This window comes from Roseibium sp. RP-7 (genome assembly GCF_053005225.1).
In genome coordinates, this window is sequence record NZ_JBRKQA010000002.1 from 794398 (window position 1) to 808273 (window position 13876).

Genomic DNA, 13876 nt, shown 5'->3' on the forward strand with positions numbered 1-13876 from the left:
GCATGGTCTGGCTTTTTTTCTATACACTGAATTGAACACTTTCTGACCTCACACTCGCGACGGTTCGGGAACTCAAGCTGACAGTGCCGAGTTCCAGTGTGCATGGACCGTCGTTCTCGACATCCCCGTTCGTCGGGATACTTCGGATTTCGAAATTTTCCGCCCTTCGACACGCAGTTTGGCGATCGCCTCCTGGATCGCCTGAACCGACTTCCGCGCCCGCTCTGCGGCACCATACCGCCCTCCGACAACTTGGCGTTCGTGAAGATCAAGACCGATCACCTCAGCCGCGCAGGCGCCCAGATCCTTCCGGTCATCGCGGGAAGCCCGTGCCGGGTCCCAGCGCGCCGCCGCGAAGGGAGTTACGCGATATAGGATCGCCATGGCTTGCTTTGGATTCGGCGCCATGGAGATGGCTTCCGGAATAAGACGGTCAAACAAGGCTTCGGCCAGCTTGTCCCGGTCTCCGGATGAAATTGTTTCGAAGTAGATCGGATTATTCGCCGAGCGCATTTCCCTCAGCACGTCGAATGCGCGTCTCTGGAGGGTCGTGAAAAGAGTGTTGGAGGCTTTCTTGTCGAGCTTGGAGAGCTTCTCCGCACTTTCGCGGATCATTGCGTCCCGGGAGGTGGAAGTATCGACCCAAGTGGCCCATTCAGCCATGTCAGGAAACGTCTGCTCGTTCCAAACCCGAATGTCCCAGAAGGGGCTCAATGGATTTTTGACGCGCATGGGATTTGACAGGGCGCCGGGGTCGGCGCCGAGCGGCAGGAATTGCCTCGTGATTCCGGCATGGACGCCGCGCCACAAGCTCATGATGTCCTTCCGGCAGCGCGGATCCTCCGGATCGAACCACACTTCTGAACCATGCGGCAAGAGGTAGAGCACATGAGGCCGCTCGATCGTCCCATCCGGGAGTTCGTGCCCGACGACGACATGCGGCAGGCACGGCAATGACAGCTGCTCGATTTCGTATCGGAGCGTATCCCAGCCACGAAACGTAATATCAAGGTCGATCCGGAAAACGCCTCGGACTTTGCCGTTGAGCACCAGCCAGGGCTCGTCCAACGCGAGAACCTTCGCGTCAGTTCCCAGCATTACAGCCTTGTCCCTGCCGGACTGGAGATGCGACGTCCGGGGCGTCAGGTGAACGAGTCGGCGCAGGACATGATAATCATCCGAGCGAAGGCCATGCTCGGTGAAGGGGACGCGATACCGTCCACCGACGGTTTCGCCGAAACACTGGAAACCCTCATTCAGTCGGCGTAGCACCGCATCGCGCCGGCTGGTCGCCCGGTCGATGTAAAATTGGTCTACGGGGCCTGCTCTGCGCTTTGAGGACTTGAACTCAGCCCGCAGTTCCCGAAGCCACTGCGCTTCAGACCACGCCGTTTCGAAACTCAGGACTGACGCTACATCGCTTTCGCTGCCTGCACTGGAGTGGTGACCCCAAAACACCGGAGCCGAAACTTCGGCTGAGCTGTGAGCCACTACACCTTGTGGTTCGCGGGCGTTGGAAGCGGATAATTGTTGACAATTTTTTTCTAGACTGGGGCGTTGACGGTCCGGCCTTATGCCGAACCTTGCGCTCACCGATCAACCGCAATCCGGTTGACGGTCATGTCTGCAAATGCGATCATGAACTCGTCCTAAATGATGCCCCGGGGAGCGCCTGCAAGCGCAAAGATCCGGGGCCTTCATATATGCTGTCCGTCGGCGGATCTTCCGTCAAGGTGTCCCATACGGTACAAGGTTTTCTGGAGCGACCGGACAACGAAAATGTGAAGGGCGCCACCGATAACCGAGACGCTCTTCAAATTGCTCTCCCGCAGATGGGGATATTTAGCCGTCATCGCAGTAGAAGCGGTGCTACACTTGGCGGTTTGGGGACGTCTAATCCAGATGCTGACGGATCGCTGCCAACCATTCGACGATTTCGTTTCCTTCAACACCAGTATCCGGATCGACGTAGGTACCGCGTGCTTTTATTTCGCCGGCCGTCATATTGCGCATAATGTAGGACGTAATGATTTTTTTCGATTTCGATGATCCGGTCCCCAGCGGGAGCCTATTGCCGAAATGATCGTCTGGCGCGAAGCCCAGATTCGCGCCGTGGAGTTGCTTCGCTGCGTTAAGTGCTGCCCCGAAGGCGCCCGCCATATCCCCAAAATCAGGATCGACCGCAGCATCGATATTGATTCTGCCATTCGATAAACGGCCTATTGCGTCGGTATGCAGGTAGTTTTCGATCGTCCGTTTGCGGGAAAGGAAGCCAGTCGCATCAGCTCGGGCGTTGATTTCTGCCACCCGATCCAGCTTTTCCTGCGAAGGCGGCAAGACGGCAGAAGTCCGATCGGAATCGAAGATGAAAACCTGAGGCACGCCCAAGCTATCTAGGTAGCGACGCTCAACCCAATCTTTCAGTGTCGAGCCGCCTCCGATGGTCCAGAAGACCTTCGCCTGATCGAACCCATCCAGATCGCCAGCCGCGGCCAAGACGCCGGAAAACGAAATCAGGGCGTCTACATCGGTAAAGCCCTCGACAGCAACCGCTACCTGAATACCTGTTCGGCCGGCCGCTTCGGGCAGAACACCGAGACTAGCGGCGACTTCTCCGAACACTTCAGCCGTGCCAGCCCGTACGCGTTGGTCACGAGTAGCTGGATCGCTATCCACAAAGCGAAGGCTTTCTATTGGAACAAGGCCTGCCAAAGCCGGAACATGCGTCGTAATTAGAACCTGATCACCCCCCTGTGCAATTTCCAGGAAAGCTCTAATAATGCGTTCCTGATGGTCTGGGTGCTGTGAGGTCTCCGGCTCCTCAATCGCGTAAATGACCGGTACGCCATGTGCACCACCGTCTGCACGTTCTTGTTGAAGGCGCGCCGCCTCGGCCTGGAAGAAACTTAGCAGGACCATCCGGCGAACGCCTGACCCACGCTTATTCAGCGGAATGCCGTCATCACTTTCCAGATCGAGCTTGAAGACGGTACCCCAGCTGGGCTTGCGGAACATCGGCTTCAGGACCGAGGCCAGCTCCATGTCCGGGTATGCTGCCTGCATCTGATCGAGGGTACGCCTGGCGGTTTCTTCCGCCATGGCTTCGACCTTCCTCGAGACTTCCTCGAGATCGTCGTTGATCTCAGCCAACGCCTTCTGGATCGCCAGCTTCATCGGGTTCTGAACTTCCGGATCTTGGTCGCTGCTGGCGCGGTCCGATTTGAATAGGGCATAGACAGGGAGTTGGCGTCTAATCGCATCCCATAGCTTTCCCGCATCCTCGTCCTTTAGCGGCACGTCCTGTTCGGTTAACACCAGATCGTCGGCGGCAGCGTATAGAGCTTGGCGCATCGAAGGTTTGTTGTTCTGTTGGCAATTGGCTTCGACGCCAGCATCCCTCACAAGCTTTCTAAGGTCTGCGATTTTCTTTTGAAGGAGATCGTCTACGCCATCGGCTGAAGGATGCAAGGCGCGGGCGAACACCTTGGGTGCACCAACCTTCGATTGGACCGCACAGTTGTAGACCTTTATGATTTCGAGGTCCCCATCCGAGTTTAGCAAATGCTCGGCGGCCAGCGTAGTCTGTGCCCCTGCATCCAGATCGAGCGCCGCCGGGACGTCACTGAAGATCGCGCCGATGCGCACGTTCGCGCTTTCCCCGCCTATGTTGGCATCGCCCGGATCTATTTTGACGGTATCGCCTTCAAAAAAAATATCTAGAGCTTCTAGGATCGTGGACTTACCGGCATCGTTCCGACCAATGAAAGCAGTGAGGCCATCGATCGGAATTACAGTTCGCTGCCTGTAACGTCGGAAATTCTGGAGAATAACGGCCTTGAGACGCATTTACGGATCCCCCTTTTTCAATAGTCGCTCAGGAGCAGATCAGCGATCGGATTCAGCTGCGATTTTCCATGCGCCGTCGTCGGCCATTTGTTCTGACAGTCGCTGCATCACGCACAGCATCTCGACTAGACGGACGCCATCGATCGGGCGGATGTGCATCGTCGGACGCCGAGCTGCGATCAGTTTCTGCATATCGTGATCGAACGCGGCGCGATTGATAAAGACGTCACCGAAAATCTCGTCCCAATTCTTTGGGCTAAGGATGATTCCAGCGAGCTCACCCAGTTCTACGAACTCGATGAGCGGAGCGAAGGTTTCGCCGCGCTCCATCGCAGCCTTACGGATGACTTTGGCCTTGCCAATCAGGTTAGAAGCCCGCACTTTGAACCAGTCGGGACCGAACTGCTCCTCAAGCTTCCGGCTGATGTAGGCGCGCAGTTCTTGCTCGAACCGTTCGAGCGCGGCATAGGCATCCTTTCGTGTGCCACGTGAACGTATTGTCATCGATACTTCGCCGAGCGCGAACACTGCTACAGCATTCGCATCGGAACGCAGGCCTGCGGTAAGACCACTCTCAATCATGATCTCCACGGCCACGCCAGGAGTCGCTGCTATGAGCCCTTCATCGACCTCGGCCTCACGATACATGCGCTTGCGTATCCGCGCATCGTGCCAAAATTTCTCGGGAAGGTCAGGGCTGCTGCGCCAGTCTCCGAACAGTGAGTGATAGGCGTCCATCCGAAGGTTGCTGCTCGGATCGAACATCTCTCCGATCCCTGCGAGCGCCGACATCTTGAGCCGTGTGGTCTCAAACTCAGCCTCAAGCCGCGTGTTGAGGCCGAGCAACGTGCTCATCTTCACCTGATCCGCGGCGATCGCCCCAGTGAAGTTCCGGTCTATTGCCGAGCGCAAATTGTCGACCGCAGTGCCGAGACTTCCGCCAAGTAGGCTTGCAAACTCGAACGTGTTTATCTTACCTAATGCGCTCACCCATTGTCCGGTTCTGGCGATATCGCCGAGCGGTCCAGCGAGCGAAGCGACCAACGACTTCTGAACGGCGCTCTGATGCTCCTCGAAAAGTTTTAAGGCCGAACGAATTCCGCCGAGCTGCCGCATTGCATCTTCCAACGGCTTATGCGCTTCCTGTAGGGCGCGGCCGAAAGCTGGATCGATGGTAACCGGCTGGATGCCTTCGATCGCCTTAATCATCAACGCATCGGTAGGCAGCGTGATCGCGCTGAGCGCCGAAAGTTGGGAGGCGAGGCTTGCGGGCGGCTCTAGTGCCCTGCGCATCTCCTCCATGCCGGCGATTTCAGCAGCGATCCCCAAATTTGGCCTCACCCCAAGCAGAGCTTGTTTGGCGATTTGTTGCGTCGGCGAGTTGGTGAAGTCGCTTATGAGTTTTGCGGCAGGCGAGTCGAGATAATCCCGCGCCAACTTGACCGCAGGTGACTGCAAATGATCGCGGGCGAGCCCTTCCACAATATGTTTGATCTGGTCTCGTGCGGTCTCTTCAACAGGCGTCAGGGGCTCACCGCTGTCGGTCTTCAAATGCCTTTCAGTGGGCAGATTTCCGCTGATGTTTTCGTCTTTTTCGCCCAACCTGTTGTCCTATTCATTCGCAGTGTTGATAAGCTGCCGCTTCGTTTAGATACAGCGACCGCCACCCGATGGTTTGTTGGTCTGGTAATATCAAAACCTTCCCGCAATTCGCTCAACTTCATTTCCATGACTGTCTTGTAGGACAATGTCATCCCAATCGAACCGTATGCTCATGTCAGCATTACCATGTTGATCTAGCTGTCGGTCTATGGCCTCCAGCTTTTTGACTATCGTTATTGCGGCCAATGTGTCGGCAACCTGAGTTCCACCCAGAGTCACTCCTTCGCCAGGAGACAAATACGCGCCGCCGCTATCAACCGTGGCTTGAGCATCAAGAGCATCCCACATAATTTTGGAAATGCTCCCATCATCGAAGCTAGAATGATCCCCGATAGTCAGGAAGAAAACATGTTGTGGGGCTATACCAGCGAAAAGCAGCGGGTCTGTCCGGGCGACCATTCCGTCCGGTTGTCGAGCACCAAGATGAAGGTGGTGCGCGTTGACGAGGACACGGATCCGGTCCTTTCCCTTCCAGGCTTTATTGACCCATTCCTCGTTGGACATGTTCGCTGTATTGGTCGGCAAGTCTCCCGCATAAACGTTCCTGCGCACCTGATTGGAGAGGGCTGCATTGAGATCGATGCCAATCTCGAACTCGTTCTTTAATCGCTCAATATCTGCCTGATGCGTTAGGTAGTGCGGCGAAGAAAATACTTGCGGCCAGATAATGACCGATCTCGGTCTAGGGCGAATTAGTCTAGCTTGCCATGTCAGGTAATGGATCAAAACAGTTGTAATATGTTCGTTCGCGAGCTTCGCCTGATCCTGTGCTTTTTGGATAGGCATCCGGTTGACTAGATCGTCCCGCAAATCCTGAATGCGAGGAGACATTTGCCGTTGAGTCGACATGCGTTTCTCACGAGTTGTATTTGGTTTAGACCACACTTCAACAACTCTGAGACAGGTGTCAAGTCTACTTCCGATAGCAGTCTAGCCGCGCTTTCTATCGATCAGTTCAAGTCAAATGATGAAGCACGAAGTTAGGATGTTATGCCTGCCTCATCGATTAGGTCGCACGCACTTGCGTCCTCGCCGAAACATCATAAGCGCTAGTCCCAAAGACCAAGAGGCGGATATAATAAAGGGTTCTAAGGCCGACCAAAATAGCCAAGGTTGTGGCTGCGCTTCGGCAAGTTGATCGAATAGAATTTGATATTCGGTTGTGACTTGACCTAGTCGATCAGCGGATTGCTTCCAAACGGGGTCTGTCACCGTTGCCAGTCCGACGTCTGGCGGCACAAACGCACCCCCGTCACTATTCCATTCGGTTTCCGCGTACATCTTAATTTGCCTGAACATATTACACGCGGCCGCGCGTTGCGTTTCTATCTCTTCAAAGTCAGGCGGGGAAAAAGGCGTCCTCATGCCCTTAAAATTGCAGAGGAAATCTTTGGATGCGGCGATATCCCTAATCAGGTCCACTCCAGCCCTCTGCAACCTATCGGCTAGCAATTCAGTTTTGGCAGAGTTCACCGCACCTACTGCGGAGTGGAAACTGGTCAGAAGTGCTGCGCCACCCAAAAACAAAGCCGAGTAGGCGAGCCAGAACCTGATCTTTCTGTCGGTCAGGAGATACGCTGTAAGATGACTCACTACGAGAGCCACAGCTGTAAACCAAGTCAGCACCCAGCCATTACCCATCCACTCGGGAACCATCATTGGCTCTATCCGTTCACGCATCCGAATGAAATTCTTGAATGGTTCATAAAATTGCCCCTCCCTTTATTACTGCGATACATACTGTATTCAAGGTTGTGCAACAAGGGATGTACTTGGCGGGCATCCGATACGCATCCTGACCTTCAAGGAGATGGTGCTGGAAATACAGGGAACGCCGACAACGACCCCGGCTACAACTGAAGTCGGCCGAATGCTCCAGATGTTCCACGCCGCAGGAATTCATGTTGAAGCAAATTGAAGTTGCCACGATCAGCAAGGAAGTTCATCGGATCTGCGATCCGCTGTGAGACGCGCGCTGTCGCGGCGTCGTGGCGCTCCCACGTCCCCTATCGGGGTACGTGAAATCCCGCCAGACCGTCACGAAACATTTCATTATGACTTGGTGCCCTAGGTTGCCACCTTCAGACGGAGGTGATGATGCGGGCAATCGAGCTGTTTTGTGGTGCTGGAGGCATGTCCCTTGGCCTCAAAGATGCGGGCATAAGGATTATGTTCGCCTACGATAACTGGTCCACGGCGGAACGGATCTATCGAGCCAACCACAAAGCAGACTTTGCGCGACGCCCAAGACCGATTCAGGGACGGCGGCCAATGGATCACTTCCGATCCACCGACCTCGCAGATGTCATCTCCTTTATTCACGATCACATTGACTATCCGGTCGACATGATTTGTGGCGGCCCGCCTTGTCAGGATTTCTCCAAGAGCGGGAACCAAATTGAGGGTTCAAAAGCCCGGATGACCATTGCCTTTGCCACTGCTGTCGCACTGATGCGACCACAGTGGGTTATGATGGAAAATGTCAGAGGCGCCTTGAAGTCCGTGATGTATGGAAAAGCTCGGAAAATTTTCAAAAGTTCCGGCTACGGACTGACCGAAGTAGTTCTGAACGCGGCGCATTATGGCGTGCCTCAGAACCGGGAGCGTCTCATTGTTATCGGGAGGCTCGGCGAGCGAGACGGGTTCCTCGCATGTGCGATCAAGAAAGCCGCATCCAAAAAACCGACAACACTTCGGGACGTCTTCGGGACAGGGATCGGCGTGCATCCGGGAAAGGGCTATCCGGAGGATGCCAGGGCTGTATATTTGCCGCGTCGCAAGGGTCGGACCGTGTTGTCGATCGACGAGCCTTGCCTGACGATTATCAGCTCGGCCAGGGAGCCGCGGAGCAAAGACCCCGAAGAACACGGTCCGAGGTCCAAGAATGGGAAACCGGACTACGCCTCTCCAAAAAGTTTGAAACCCATCACCTTTCGGGAGATGGCAAGGATCCAGGGGTTTCCGGACGACTATGACTGGGCCGGTGTGTCCGAATCCAGGAGCGCCGGCGCCCTCGCGGTCGCGAATGCCGTTCCCCCACCCCTTGCGGCCGCACTGGGCCGCATCATCAAGGACAGAGATGACGGGAAGACAATTCCTGAGATTGGATTCGGGTTTAATGAATTTCTTCGTGATGTTGTGGGCCTGTCAGACGCAACGCGGAGAAATCGAAAGTCACAACTGAACCGGGCCCGACGCATGTTGTCAGGGCGAACGTTTTCCAATTCGGTGCTGGAAATCGCGGCGTTGAAGGCGACGATCGGATATCGCGCACTGCCGGAGCAGACACAATCCGACCTGAAAAAAGCGCTCAAACTTTACGCCGAGTGGCAGGATATCTATCTTCCAAGACAAGCGAAAAGGGCGTCAGGCCTCAACACGCTCAACCGGAGTTTCAAGAGCAGGAGGTTTCCTAAGGCATCTGCACAACCGCTCATCGACCGGTATGTTTCACTTTTTGATGCTGGTGATGACGACGCTTTGCGGAAGACCCAGCTTGAATTGCCCTGGGCTCATGAAATTTTCCCTCTCTGGGACGATGGCGCTGACCGCGAAAGTCATGGCGAGGCGGACATGCAACGTTTCTTCGAGATCAAGCGGAGGAAACGAGAGTTGGCACGACAAGGCGAGCAGTCCGGAAGCAGCAGTAACGCGACCTAGACCGCTTGCGGCCCACAGCTACCATAGGCTGTGGTCTCGAACAATGACCGCTTCGCGTCCCGCATAACGGTCGTTGCACCTGTTGTATTGAGTTGCTGAAAGCAGACGTCGGCAATACCCAACTTTGTCGAGGCAAATGGAAAGTCGCTATAGACCTCGTCCGCCGTTCACGTGCGCGCTTCCGTCGCTGCGCGCTCAGCGAGAAAGGAACGCGAACGTTCGTCGATTGGCAGGGTTTTGACGAGCTTGCCGCTTTTGATGGAGTTGCAGGCCGATAGTGAAGCCTTAGGATGCAACAGTTTATTTTCGCTGCGAAATTACATAAGCCTGAGAATCTACGTTGCAAGCGAATGCGTGTTAAAATTTAGGTTGCACTTAAATTATCTGCGCGTTACTATTCTTGATATTTATTACCTTTTACTATTTGCACCTGTTGGGTTTTTTGTTTCCGTTAAAGGGAGGCTGAAATGCAAGAGACCGTAGAAGAGAGATTGGCTCGAATTGAATCAGTTTTAGCCGAGACCAAAGAAGCTAAAATTAAGATAACCACTGAACGAATTACTTCAGCGGCTAGTTCATTTGCTTCAGAGCCGGGATCAGATACTGCTCAGAAATTTCTCAAAGAAATTGAGCGCGCGACTTCTGAGTCTGGGGATCAGAAGTTGATGGGCACCACAAGCACTGTATCGACTGTGACAACGGTCACCATTTAACTCATTACGGCAGGTGTTCGCTGTGACCGCAGAGCTTGAGCCCCGTGGCGGTAATGCGCCACTGGATCCGCTATTTGTTGAGCAGTTGAGGCGGATTGCAATTGAGGGGCAAGCGCAACCCGCGGTGCCTTGCCGGATTATTTGGCTGCGAGATGGCCGACATCGCACAGCCTTGATTGAAGCGGTTGACGAGGAAGGTGGTCGCGTTCTGTTCGTAAAAATGAGGGGAACATCGCAGTTCCTTGGTGATCTCACTCTCGCCGTTGAGAGGCATGTTCGTGCAGTGATCGAAGCAGCCGCCTCGATAAAAGTGTATTCCTCGGTGCCATTAATTGTGGGTGGCGATAATGATTTCCTGGTGTTTGAGGGAATACCAGGCGCCGCATCGCTCGCTGAGCACGATCTTTCTGTGGAGTCTGGCACTTCTGCGCGTTGGGCGGCGGAAACTATGGCGACCCTGCACCAAATACCCCTTCACTTTGCCGAGAACTTACGTCCCATTCGCATGCCAGTCCCTACCTACGGGAACATAACGCCTGACAAGATGGCCTCAGGCCTTGGCTTGAACGAGCACTTTTTGCGGCTTGTTCAAATTAGTCCATCTTTAAACGACGCGCTGAGAACGACGAGTGCTGAATGGTGCGCTGACACTATAGTGCATGGTGACTTTCAAGTGAGCAACGTTTTGCAGCTGGAGAGCGACGCAACCCGTCTTTTCATCGTCGACTGGGAATTGTCAGGCATAGGAGATCGCCATTGGGACATGGCGACGCTTGTGGCCAGCGCGTATTACCGTCAAATTATCATGCAGCGCCCACCCCCGACGAAATGGATTAATTGCGCAATAGCGCATTATCAGCACATTGCGGCGTATAAGCTGAACGTCCGGAAACTATTTGCGTACACTGCTGCGTGGTTGGCCCTGAAGACGCAGGTCAACATTGCATTTGGCGTTACTCCCACGAAGATTGATGTCGAAAGCCTGTTCCTAGCCGCCAGCATTGTTGATTAATTCCAATGCCGACACTGTTACAATTCCTTGAACAGATACAGCTATCTACTGAAGGCATTCTCACTCTGCCTGCCGCTTTGGTCGAAGATGGTCAACACATTCGATTCAACGCTGAGCAAGAACGCGGACCGTTAATTCGGCAACTTTATAGCCTATATCATCTCCGGGTTCGTGAGATGGCAACCCTCATCGTCCCGGATATCTTTAACGGAGCTTCTTCTAGCGCGGATTCTCACCTTACAAGAGCGCTCTCGAAGCTATTTAGGGGGCGTTCTTATGAAAGTTTGGGATGGAAGCGGCAAACGCGTGAAAATGACGGAGCCGGAGGACATTTCACCCGTGGGGGAGTGTCACTCCGTTTCAGCGCTGCTCAAATCAGGCACATCGAAGATGATTTGCATTGCTCTTTGCTGTTTCCTTGCCTCCAGACGGGTGCTCGTCCAGGTTTTTTTGTAATGCATTCGTCGCACGGCCCAGCAAATCCTGTCCAGTTTAGAGTATACCTGAACCTTGAGAGCAGCCGATCGATTACCTCCCTTTTCTACATATGGCAGGCGCTAGATGCGCGATCGATGAAGTTTTCAATAAAGGTTGTGAGCAGTGCGCAGAGGCTAGGACGCTCGGACAGTGCTGTCATATATATCGCTGCGGACGGGTTGCGCTCTTGCCTACGAGAGCTACGAAATCTTCGTTTTGACCGGCATTTTCCGCGGCTCGGCGCAAGTACTTCTTTGTTCGCGCGAAGGGTGAGCGACGGCATCGCAGTCGCAGAAGAGCCCGAGCACCGGACTGGCGATGTCCTACTGAGTTTCGGCCAGCACAGAGCATCAATGCTCGCCGCCGCGATTATCGCTGCCCGAACGAGTGGATGGTCGACAGATGCGCTGATTTTCGCGTTACGTATGGAGGGGATGGACCCTCGTCGCGCCTACCGAAACTCAAGAGTGGGATGGATACCAAATGGCTGACAAAAGGGTCGCGCTGATTAGCATGCCTTGGATGTCTACGAGTTTTCCGTCAATTCAACTCGCCGTGCTGGCGCGCGCGCTTGAGGATTCGGGTATCCCTTGTGACAGGTTCGAGCATTTCCTGCGCTTTTCCCACGAAATAGGACATAGTGCGTATAGCGCGATCTCTGGCGGCGACAGCGCCGCGGGAGAAGCGGTGTTTTCTCAGTTATATTGGGGTAGTCCATTGTCTGCCGCCGACATAGGCGCCGAAAGACTTTTTAACTTCTCGCAAGTCGACACGATGTGGAAGGCGATCGGCTTTGTAGCTGAGCGCTTTATTGACGAAGTCGCAGCCGAGACAGATTGGAGCCAATATGACATCGTCGGCTTCACGCTAACTATCGCGCAGAACTCGGCTTCGATGGTTCTTGCGCGTCAGATAAAGCTAAAAAATCCAGATATCAAAATTGTGATTGGAGGGACAAGCTGCGCCGGCCCCATGGGTAAAGCGTTATTGGATATATGCCCCCATTTTGACTACGCCGTGACCATCGAGGGAGAGGAAGTGCTTCCAACCATAGTAAATCGGATGAGGAGTGGCGGTATAGTGAGTGACCTCGGCGGTGTTGTAGAGCGAGGTTCTACGCACAATGGGCAGGGTCATAAACCACCTAGATTGCTGCGACCACGGCTTGATGGACTATCCTTCGACCCGTACTTTTTAACTTTAAAGTTGCTGGAAATGGAAGAACGAATTGCTGTCTGGTTGCCAATAGAAACATCACGAGGATGTTGGTTTGGAGAGAAGAACCAGTGTCGCTTCTGCGGGCTGCATGAGGTAATGAAATACCGCACCTCAGATTCGAATGCCCTGGTCGCCGAACTTGATCGCCTTGAGGCGAAGTATGGCGTGAAGAGATTCTTCGCAGTGGACCTTATCATGCCGCAAGAATTTTATGAATCGACGCTAAACCATTTGGCGGAAAGCGATCGAGGATGGTCATTTTTCTACGAAATTAAGGCGAACGTGACCCGATCGCAGATTACATTGCTAAAGAGAGCGGGAATTGAGTGGATACAGCCCGGACTGGAGAGTCTGTCGAGCAATTCACTGAAACTAATGAAAAAGGGCTGCGAACCATATCACAACATTCAATTGTTAAAATGGTGTCATACGGACAGCATTCGCGTATCGTGGAACGTACTATATGGGCTGCCCGGTGAGACTGATATTGACGTGCAGGAGACTATTTCCCGCACTCACCTGCTTCAGCATCTCCAGCCACCATCGGGTGCTGGCCGATTTCAACTGCATCGGTTTAGCCCTTACTTCGAGAACCCATCTATTTTTGGGATTACAAACATTCGTCCGCGAGAAATCATGCGAAGAGTCTATCCCGTTGCGGACGATTTGCTGGCGAATGTTTGCTATCAATTCGACTATGACGGAGAGGCACTGTACGTCACAGAAGAATGCGAGGGCGCGCTGCAAGACGCTATCGCCCGTTGGCGCAGCGCTTATGAAGCTGGGGCATTTCTGCGACTCGAAGGTGAGCCGGGCGGTGGAGGAACGCTGTGGGATGGCCGGGATCCGGATAACGTTCACGAGTACCGACTAAGCGCTTCTGAAGTGGCACTACTCAAGCGACTTGATAGCGCATTGCCAGAACGTGCGACTATTATTTCGGATAGCGACTCTAATCATGAGCTCCAAGTTGGGTTGGAGCGTTTAATCCAGATTGGTGCGGTGATGCGTGACTGCGGCAAGCTGCTCAGCCTCGTACCTCTGGCTGACGATTTTCGGGTTCCGCGTGACTTAATAGGTCAGGAAATCGCAGCGCACCCGTCGTTGGTCGGTTAAAGACTGAATGACTACTCGGTGCGTTCGGCTGGAAATGCCCATATTGTCCGCCTAGTCTAGGGACTTCGTATCGAACTGTGGAAAGATGTGTATTGCCCTAGTTCTGAATCGTCTGATTTCGGGATCTGGCGATGCAGCGATAAATGAACAAAAAGGACTTTACAGCGCCGCA

The 13876-nt window shown here is 54.0% G+C and carries 10 protein-coding genes; 5 read left to right on the top strand and 5 right to left on the bottom strand.

Annotation, left to right across the window (positions count from 1 at the left end):
- Positions 1 to 72 precede the first annotated feature (72 nt).
- The 5 genes from ACVDG9_RS18370 to ACVDG9_RS18390 form a co-directional block, all read right to left on the bottom strand.
- Entirely contained in the window at positions 73 to 1098 is a 1026-nt protein-coding gene (locus ACVDG9_RS18370; RefSeq protein ID WP_447238651.1) for a hypothetical protein, read from the bottom strand.
- A 795-nt stretch (positions 1099 to 1893) separates the two neighbouring features.
- Entirely contained in the window at positions 1894 to 3846 is a 1953-nt protein-coding gene (locus ACVDG9_RS18375; protein ID WP_447238652.1) for an ATP-binding protein, read from the bottom strand.
- 39 nt (positions 3847 to 3885) lie between these two features.
- Positions 3886 to 5448 carry a Swt1 family HEPN domain-containing protein gene (locus ACVDG9_RS18380; RefSeq protein ID WP_447238653.1) on the bottom strand — a complete coding sequence of 521 codons (1563 nt, stop codon included), beginning with the start codon at positions 5446 to 5448 and terminating at the stop codon, positions 3886 to 3888.
- A gap of 90 nt (positions 5449 to 5538) precedes the next feature.
- Positions 5539 to 6357, bottom strand: a complete 819-nt coding sequence (locus tag ACVDG9_RS18385; protein WP_447238654.1) for a hypothetical protein — start codon at positions 6355 to 6357, stop codon at positions 5539 to 5541.
- Between the two features lie 150 nt (positions 6358 to 6507).
- Positions 6508 to 7167 (bottom strand): hypothetical protein, encoded by a 660-nt coding sequence (locus ACVDG9_RS18390; protein ID WP_447238655.1) that lies wholly within the window; start codon positions 7165 to 7167, stop codon positions 6508 to 6510.
- A 435-nt stretch (positions 7168 to 7602) separates the two neighbouring features.
- Here ACVDG9_RS18390 and ACVDG9_RS18395 point away from each other — a divergent pair, with 435 nt between their 5' ends.
- From ACVDG9_RS18395 to ACVDG9_RS18415, 5 genes are all read left to right on the top strand, one after another.
- On the top strand, positions 7603 to 9168 hold the full coding sequence (locus ACVDG9_RS18395; protein WP_447238656.1) for a DNA cytosine methyltransferase: 1566 nt from the start codon (positions 7603 to 7605) through the stop codon (positions 9166 to 9168).
- Between the two features lie 467 nt (positions 9169 to 9635).
- Positions 9636 to 9881, top strand: a complete 246-nt coding sequence (locus ACVDG9_RS18400) for a hypothetical protein (RefSeq protein WP_447238657.1) — start codon at positions 9636 to 9638, stop codon at positions 9879 to 9881.
- 22 nt (positions 9882 to 9903) lie between these two features.
- Entirely contained in the window at positions 9904 to 10893 is a 990-nt protein-coding gene (locus ACVDG9_RS18405) for a phosphotransferase family protein (RefSeq protein ID WP_447238658.1), read from the top strand.
- A 176-nt stretch (positions 10894 to 11069) separates the two neighbouring features.
- On the top strand, positions 11070 to 11861 hold the full coding sequence (locus tag ACVDG9_RS18410; RefSeq protein ID WP_447239040.1) for a T3SS effector HopA1 family protein: 792 nt from the start codon (positions 11070 to 11072) through the stop codon (positions 11859 to 11861).
- Positions 11854 to 13704 (top strand): RiPP maturation radical SAM C-methyltransferase, encoded by a 1851-nt coding sequence (locus ACVDG9_RS18415; RefSeq protein ID WP_447238659.1) that lies wholly within the window; start codon positions 11854 to 11856, stop codon positions 13702 to 13704. Before ACVDG9_RS18410 ends, ACVDG9_RS18415 begins: the two co-directional genes overlap by 8 nt.
- The last annotated feature ends 172 nt before the right edge of the window (positions 13705 to 13876 follow it).

Excerpts from the sequence above, each read along its gene's own strand:
- ACVDG9_RS18370 (WP_447238651.1), bottom strand. The coding sequence starts at position 1,098 with ATGCTGGGAACTGACGCGAAGGTTCTCGCGTTGGACGAGCCCTGGCTG.
- ACVDG9_RS18375 (WP_447238652.1), bottom strand. The coding sequence starts at position 3,846 with ATGCGTCTCAAGGCCGTTATTCTCCAGAATTTCCGACGTTACAGGCAG.
- ACVDG9_RS18385 (WP_447238654.1), bottom strand. The coding sequence starts at position 6,357 with ATGTCGACTCAACGGCAAATGTCTCCTCGCATTCAGGATTTGCGGGAC.
- ACVDG9_RS18390 (WP_447238655.1), bottom strand. The coding sequence starts at position 7,167 with ATGATGGTTCCCGAGTGGATGGGTAATGGCTGGGTGCTGACTTGGTTT.
- ACVDG9_RS18395 (WP_447238656.1), top strand. The coding sequence starts at position 7,603 with ATGATGCGGGCAATCGAGCTGTTTTGTGGTGCTGGAGGCATGTCCCTT.
- ACVDG9_RS18400 (WP_447238657.1), top strand. The coding sequence starts at position 9,636 with ATGCAAGAGACCGTAGAAGAGAGATTGGCTCGAATTGAATCAGTTTTA.
- ACVDG9_RS18410 (WP_447239040.1), top strand. The coding sequence starts at position 11,070 with ATGGCAACCCTCATCGTCCCGGATATCTTTAACGGAGCTTCTTCTAGC.
- ACVDG9_RS18415 (WP_447238659.1), top strand. The coding sequence starts at position 11,854 with ATGGCTGACAAAAGGGTCGCGCTGATTAGCATGCCTTGGATGTCTACG.